The sequence below is a fragment of the Candidatus Aquarickettsia rohweri genome (genome assembly GCF_003953955.1).
Lineage (GTDB): Bacteria > Pseudomonadota > Alphaproteobacteria > Rickettsiales > Midichloriaceae > Aquirickettsia > Aquirickettsia rohweri.
Window position 1 is genome coordinate 1 of sequence record NZ_RXFM01000097.1, and the last position, 5,689, is coordinate 5,689.

Annotated in this window: 9 protein-coding genes; 4 read left to right on the plus strand and 5 right to left on the minus strand. The window is 27.5% G+C overall.

What is annotated here, in order from left to right; genetic code table 11:
- Positions 1 to 251 (plus strand): DDE-type integrase/transposase/recombinase (locus tag EIC27_RS05980; RefSeq protein ID WP_126044873.1); only part of this gene is annotated, 251 nt, incomplete at its 5' end.
- Positions 252 to 290: 39 nt separating this feature from the next.
- Here the strand turns inward: EIC27_RS05980 and EIC27_RS05985 are convergent.
- Both EIC27_RS05985 and ispH read right to left on the minus strand, forming a co-directional pair.
- On the minus strand, positions 291 to 476 hold the full coding sequence (locus EIC27_RS05985; protein ID WP_126045172.1) for a hypothetical protein: 186 nt from the start codon (positions 474 to 476) through the stop codon (positions 291 to 293).
- 187 nt (positions 477 to 663) lie between these two features.
- Complete coding sequence (ispH, locus tag EIC27_RS05990) at positions 664 to 1,614, minus strand: 4-hydroxy-3-methylbut-2-enyl diphosphate reductase (protein ID WP_126045173.1); 951 nt, start codon at positions 1,612 to 1,614, stop codon at positions 664 to 666.
- Positions 1,615 to 1,681: 67 nt separating this feature from the next.
- Between ispH and EIC27_RS05995 the strand changes: the two genes are divergently transcribed.
- The 3 genes from EIC27_RS05995 to EIC27_RS06005 all read left to right on the plus strand — a co-directional run bounded on the left by EIC27_RS05995 (position 1,682) and on the right by EIC27_RS06005 (position 3,440).
- The gene (locus EIC27_RS05995; RefSeq protein WP_126045174.1) at positions 1,682 to 2,107 is read left to right on the plus strand and encodes a 6-pyruvoyl trahydropterin synthase family protein; all 426 of its coding nucleotides are present in this window, start codon (positions 1,682 to 1,684) and stop codon (positions 2,105 to 2,107) included.
- Between the two features lie 4 nt (positions 2,108 to 2,111).
- Entirely contained in the window at positions 2,112 to 2,810 is a 699-nt protein-coding gene (locus EIC27_RS06000; protein ID WP_126045175.1) for a class II aldolase/adducin family protein, read from the plus strand.
- A 75-nt stretch (positions 2,811 to 2,885) separates the two neighbouring features.
- Entirely contained in the window at positions 2,886 to 3,440 is a 555-nt protein-coding gene (locus EIC27_RS06005; RefSeq protein WP_126045176.1) for a c-type cytochrome, read from the plus strand.
- Positions 3,441 to 3,550: 110 nt separating this feature from the next.
- Here the strand turns inward: EIC27_RS06005 and EIC27_RS06010 are convergent, their stop codons facing one another.
- From EIC27_RS06010 to EIC27_RS08385, 3 genes are all read right to left on the minus strand, one after another.
- Positions 3,551 to 4,375 (minus strand): response regulator, encoded by an 825-nt coding sequence (locus tag EIC27_RS06010; RefSeq protein WP_126045177.1) that lies wholly within the window; start codon positions 4,373 to 4,375, stop codon positions 3,551 to 3,553.
- A gap of 144 nt (positions 4,376 to 4,519) precedes the next feature.
- Positions 4,520 to 5,404: a TRCF domain-containing protein gene (locus EIC27_RS06015; RefSeq protein ID WP_126045178.1), complete on the minus strand. Its 885-nt coding sequence runs from the start codon at positions 5,402 to 5,404 to the stop codon at positions 4,520 to 4,522.
- Between the two features lie 55 nt (positions 5,405 to 5,459).
- Positions 5,460 to 5,689: transposase domain-containing protein (locus tag EIC27_RS08385; RefSeq protein WP_205702304.1), on the minus strand; the 230-nt coding region annotated here is incomplete at its 5' end.

Below are 5,689 nucleotides of genomic sequence, written 5' to 3' on the forward strand. Positions count from 1 at the left end.
CAATCAATAAGCCATTATCTAAAGAAAACCAAATAGAAATTAGGCAGAACAAATATCTCAACAATAGGATAGAAGGCGATCACAGATTTATAAAGAAACGAACTAGGCCGATGCTTGGCTTCAAATCCTTTAGAAGTGCCGCCAGAACTATTGCGGGAATAGAACTCTTGCACATGATTAAAAAAGGACAACTTGCTGACAATGACAATTATAATTCTGACTTTGATAAATTTCTTTCACTAGCTGCTTAATGGAAAAATCTATAAATAATTTAAAAATTTTACACCATATTACAGATGCGACAGAGCCGAAAGTTGCATCCTTGCTCTACTAACTTGTACTTCTTGATCTTCTATCCCAGGTGGTAAAAATCCTCTTAAATCAAATAAATCCCTCTCTTGTTCAGAAAAAGCAGTACCTTTATTTAACAAAGAATCTTTTAATAGATCTATCCCTCTTAGCTTTATTTTAGTCATAAAAAACCCCACTATAAATCATATATCTTTTCATTGCAGACACAAAAATACATGATTTAAACAATAAGCTTGAAAAGCTTTTAGAGTAGATTATATTTTTATTCAAATTAAATAACGACAAGTTAATAATTATAAAATTTTGATTAATATAAGGTCATAAAAAATCTTATTTGATCAATAATTCTAATTATCTTAACTCTCTGTGAATATTAAACTTTACATTTTCTTCTATACCTTCCACATTGGTGATTTTTACATCTCTCATTTTTTTTATTTTTGCAATTAAATTAGAAACTAAAATTTCAGGAGCAGATGCACCTGCAGTTATTCCTAATTTTGTACTATTATGAAGTAAATCTGAAATATTGTCATTTTCTCCGTTCAATAAATAAGCTTTAGTTCCACAACTTTCTGCAATATCTCTTAGTCTATTTGAATTTGAACTATTTTTTGCACCAATTACAAAAATTGTATCAACAAATGATGCAAGCTGTTTAACTGCATCTTGCCTATTTTGTGTAGCAAAGCATATATTCTTCAGCTCTGGCCCTTTAATATTGGGAAACTTAATTTTTAAAGCATCTATTATATTTTTAGTATCATCAACACTAAGAGTGGTTTGGGTAACATATGAAATACTTTCATCTTTTGAAAAAGGAATTTTCTCTACATCTTGTATATTTTCCACTATAAAAACCTCTTGCTTTACTCTACCACTTGTACCTTCAATTTCTGGATGATTTTTATGTCCTATTATTATAATTTTATCTCCTATTTTTTCAAATTTCTGAGCTTGAAGATGCACTTTTTTAACGAGAGGACATGTAGCATCTATGATTTTTAGATGCTTGAGTCTTGATTCATTTTCAACTTTCTCACTTACACCATGTGCAGAATAAATAGTTACAGCATTATCAGGTATTTCTGCTATTTCTTCAACAAAAATTGCTCCTTTATTCCTCAAATTTTCAACTACATATCTATTATGTACTATCTCATGCCTCACATATACTGGTGCACCATACTTTGCAAGTGTAAGCTCAACAATTTCTACAGCACGCTCAACACCTGCACAAAAACCTCTGAGATTAGCCATAAATATCTCAAGCTTATCAAGTTTAATTTTACTAATCGCCATAACATTGTATTATAATCATTATTTATGTAAAATAACTGTTTAAACTATATATAGCAAGATTTTTACAATGCAATGCACCCAAATTATAGGCTTTGATTCTGCACATAGAATTATTGGACACAAAGGAAAATGTAGAATGCTTCATGGGCATAGATACACTTTAGAAGCAACATTTGAATCAGAGCAACTGAATGATTTAGGTATGGTAATTGACTTTAGTATAATTAAACAAAAACTAAATAATTGGCTAAATTCAAATTGGGATCATAATACCATTTTAAATATTAAAGACCAAAAGTTAGGAAATTTAATATCAAATATCACTGGTCAAAAAATATTTTATTTAAATGAAAATCCAACAGCTGAAAATATGGCAAATTTTTTATTGCTTGAAGTATGTCCAAAAATTTTTAATGATGAACCCGTAAGATGCTCAAAAATTAAGCTGTACGAAACACCAAATTGCTATGTAACTACACTAAATAAAGTATAAAAATATGAAAGACAGGACTTTAAAAGAAAATCTAGCTACAGCATATAAAATTTTAGCTTATTTAAAAATGGATGACTTAACTTATACACACCTTTCAGCACGCAGTAGCAAAGGTGATACTTTTTACATTTATCCTTTTGGCATGCTTTTTTCAGAAGTTGAACCAACTTGTTTATTAGAAGTTGATTTCAGTGGAAAAATACTAGAAGGAGAAGAATATCAATACAATAAGACTGGATATATAATTCATTCTATAATTTATAAAAATAGACCTGATATAAATGCTATATTTCATCTCCATACTATCCCTAGCGTTGCTGTTTCTTGTATGAAAGGCGGGCTATTACCTATTAGCCAATTTGCACTTCACTTTTATGGACAAGTTAGGTATCACAATTATAATTCTTTAGCTTTAACAGAAGATTCAGGGGAACAAATTGTTCATGATTTAGAGGGTAAATATATAATGTTCTTACAAAATCATGGAACACTCACCTGTGGCAAAAATATTCATGAGGCAATGTATTATACCAATCATTTAGAAAAAGCATGCAGAGTTCAAATTGCAACACTTAGTGCAGGAAAAGAAAATTTAATATTTCCAAGTAGTGAAATATGTAAAAAAAGTAATTCTGACCTATTGGGCTTTGAAGAAGATTTAGGAATGAGAGATTGGCTAGCTTTAAAGCGAGCTATTAAGTAGAAAAATTTAATAAAAATAAGCTTGCTTTAAGTTTAGAGCTTATATAAAAAGAAAATGTTAAAAAAATTTTTATAAGTGAATAATTACGAATTTGACAAGATTATTTTATCTATAGCTTTAGCTATTTTTGCTATTGTCTTTTGCATTAATATGGGGGATTTAATATATTACCCTAATATTCCAATTAAAACCAAAGGTTACAAAATTGATATTCCAGAAGTTAATCATGATGGTACTAATAAAGTTGAGGAAATAGATGAAAGTACTTTAGATTTAAAAGTATTATTTAGTAAAGCTAATTATAAAAATGGAGAATCAATATTCAAAAAATGCTCTATATGTCATACAATAAATAGAGGGGAAGCAAATAAAATAGGACCAAATCTTTGGAATATTCTAAATTCCAAAGTTGCATCAAAAAGTGGTTTTGCATATTCATCAGCAATGAGTAATAAAGGTAATTTAGGAGATATTTGGAGTGCCCAAGAATTATTTAATTATTTAAAATCACCAAAAAAATATGTTCCAGGGACAAAAATGGCATTTGCAGGAATTAAAAAAATTGAAGATAGAGTTGACCTTATTGAGTTTCTAAGAAATCATGCTAATAGCCCAGCTAAAATAGAATAAAATTACATTTTTTAAATATTTAATCATAATATTTGCCTCACCTACACATTAAAATAATTTAATATAGGATTATCATTTTATTTATCTCTGTACAGCAAATAACTTTTTTCCTATTTTTCCTTATTTTGAATATTATCTTTATATATTGAATGAGCTGCCGATCCATTTTCAGCTATATTATGCATTTCACTTGTTCTAATTTGAATCTCCATCTTTTTTTTAAAAGGACCGATAATAACCATATGTATTGATTGATAGCCATTATCTTTTGGATGCTTTATATAATCCTTAATTCTATTATCTAAACAATTGTATTCTTTTTTAAGAAGCTCTAGTGCTTTATAACAATTTTTTATAGTTTTCACTATTATTCTGAATCCCAAAATATCTTTTATATTATCTATAACATGAGTATTGTTATTTAATTTACTATAAATATAAGTTATGGTTTTTATTCTTCCTGATATACTTAATAAATTTGCACCTAAGTCTAATAAAACAATTTTTAATTCTTTAATAATATCATTGTGTAATTTTATAGCATCTTTTCTCAAACCTTTTAAATCATTCAATTCCTTTGCCTTGTATACAATTTCTTTAAGTGATGCAGATTTATTAAATATATAGTCAAAAATATCATAATTAATATTCTCCTTATAATCTATATTACTTTCTTGAGTATATAGGATAATCGGCACCTTCTCATACTTTTTTATCATCTTAAAACTTATAGCAAATTCTAATCCTTTAACTATAGGCATATTATGATCTGTTATTACAATATCCACAGCATACTTACTATGCTGCAAAATCTCTAATGCCTCTTGGCCATCAGCTGCTACAATAACATCAAAGCCCAAGCTTGATGAAATGTTCGATAATATATTTCTAGCAAACCTATTATCATCAATTATTAATATAACTTGCTTTTTCATACCCTCCCAGAAACTTGTAACTTTATTGTAAATACAAACAAACAATAAAAAATTATCTAAAAAAAGTCAAACTCTAAAAAAAGATGAAATAAATACAAGATTGAAAATTGATTAATAAAGATAAACTAAATATAATTAATATGCCTAATTATTATAAATCACACACTTTGCCTTATCTTTTAAAAGGGTATTAAGTAACTCAAAATATTTTGAAGCTACACTGTTACCTATATTTATTTTACTAAATTTGATTGTTGCTTGCTTATTATTAATATCTATTTTTTCTACATTGCACTTTTTCGCTGCAAATTTTATTTTTGCAATATCAATTAAATTATTTACTTCTTTTGGAATCATTCCAAATCTATCATTTAATTCATCACTTAATTTATCAAATTCCTCAATATTATCTAACGATGCAATTTTTCTATATGTTATACATCTTAAATTTTCATTAGTTATATAAGTTTTAGGAATAAAAATAGAATCCTGAGTAATAATTTTTGGGTTTATATCATCCTCTTCTTCAATGTTTTGATTGCCTTGTTCAAGAGACTTTATAGCCTCAAATAGCATATGCTGATATAACTCAACTCCAATATCTCTAATATTACCAGATTGTTCCTCTCCAATTAAATTACCATAACCACGCATGTCCATATCAGCAGTTGCTAAACTAAAGCTAGAACCAAGCTGATCAAGTGATTGAATTATTGAAAGCCTTTCTTGAATTTCATTCTTAAATTTTGCTTTAGAATCATAAGTTAAATAAGCATACGCTTGTTGCGCTCTTCTTCCAACTCTACCCCTTATTTGGTATAACTGTGATAAGCCAAACATATTAGATTTATCTATTATAATAGTATTAGCATTTGCAATATCTAACCCAGATTCAATGATCTGTGTACTAATTAAAATATCTATATTATTTTTCCTTAAGTCTAATGAAGTATCATCTATAGATTGATTATCAACTTGTCCATGTATAACACTATACCTGTAAACGCTAAAATATCCCCATCTTGACAAGTATTATCCGCCTTTCTTTGGGTTTCTTAAGTTTTTTGATAATTCTAAAAAAAATTTAATTTGATGATATTTTTTTATCAATATTATATGGAAGTAAATTTACTAACTCTTTTGGATCAGAATAATCATGAATATGATTCAGCAAATATTTTAAATAATCATAAGGATTAATCTTATTTACTTTGCAAGTTTCAATAATACTATAAATATTTGCACTAGCTTTAGCACCCTTAGTTGTTGCACAGAACATCCAATTTTTTCTGCCAACTGCAAATGGTTTTATAC

What these genes read in the sequence shown, in the direction of transcription:
- EIC27_RS06000 (WP_126045175.1), top strand. Translation starts at nt 2,112, where the DNA reads ATGAAAGACAGGACTTTAAAAGAAAATCTAGCTACAGCATATAAAATT.
- EIC27_RS05985 (WP_126045172.1), bottom strand. Translation starts at nt 476, where the DNA reads ATGACTAAAATAAAGCTAAGAGGGATAGATCTATTAAAAGATTCTTTG.
- EIC27_RS05995 (WP_126045174.1), top strand. Translation starts at nt 1,682, where the DNA reads ATGCAATGCACCCAAATTATAGGCTTTGATTCTGCACATAGAATTATT.
- EIC27_RS06010 (WP_126045177.1), bottom strand. Translation starts at nt 4,375, where the DNA reads ATGAAAAAGCAAGTTATATTAATAATTGATGATAATAGGTTTGCTAGA.
- ispH (WP_126045173.1), bottom strand. Translation starts at nt 1,614, where the DNA reads ATGGCGATTAGTAAAATTAAACTTGATAAGCTTGAGATATTTATGGCT.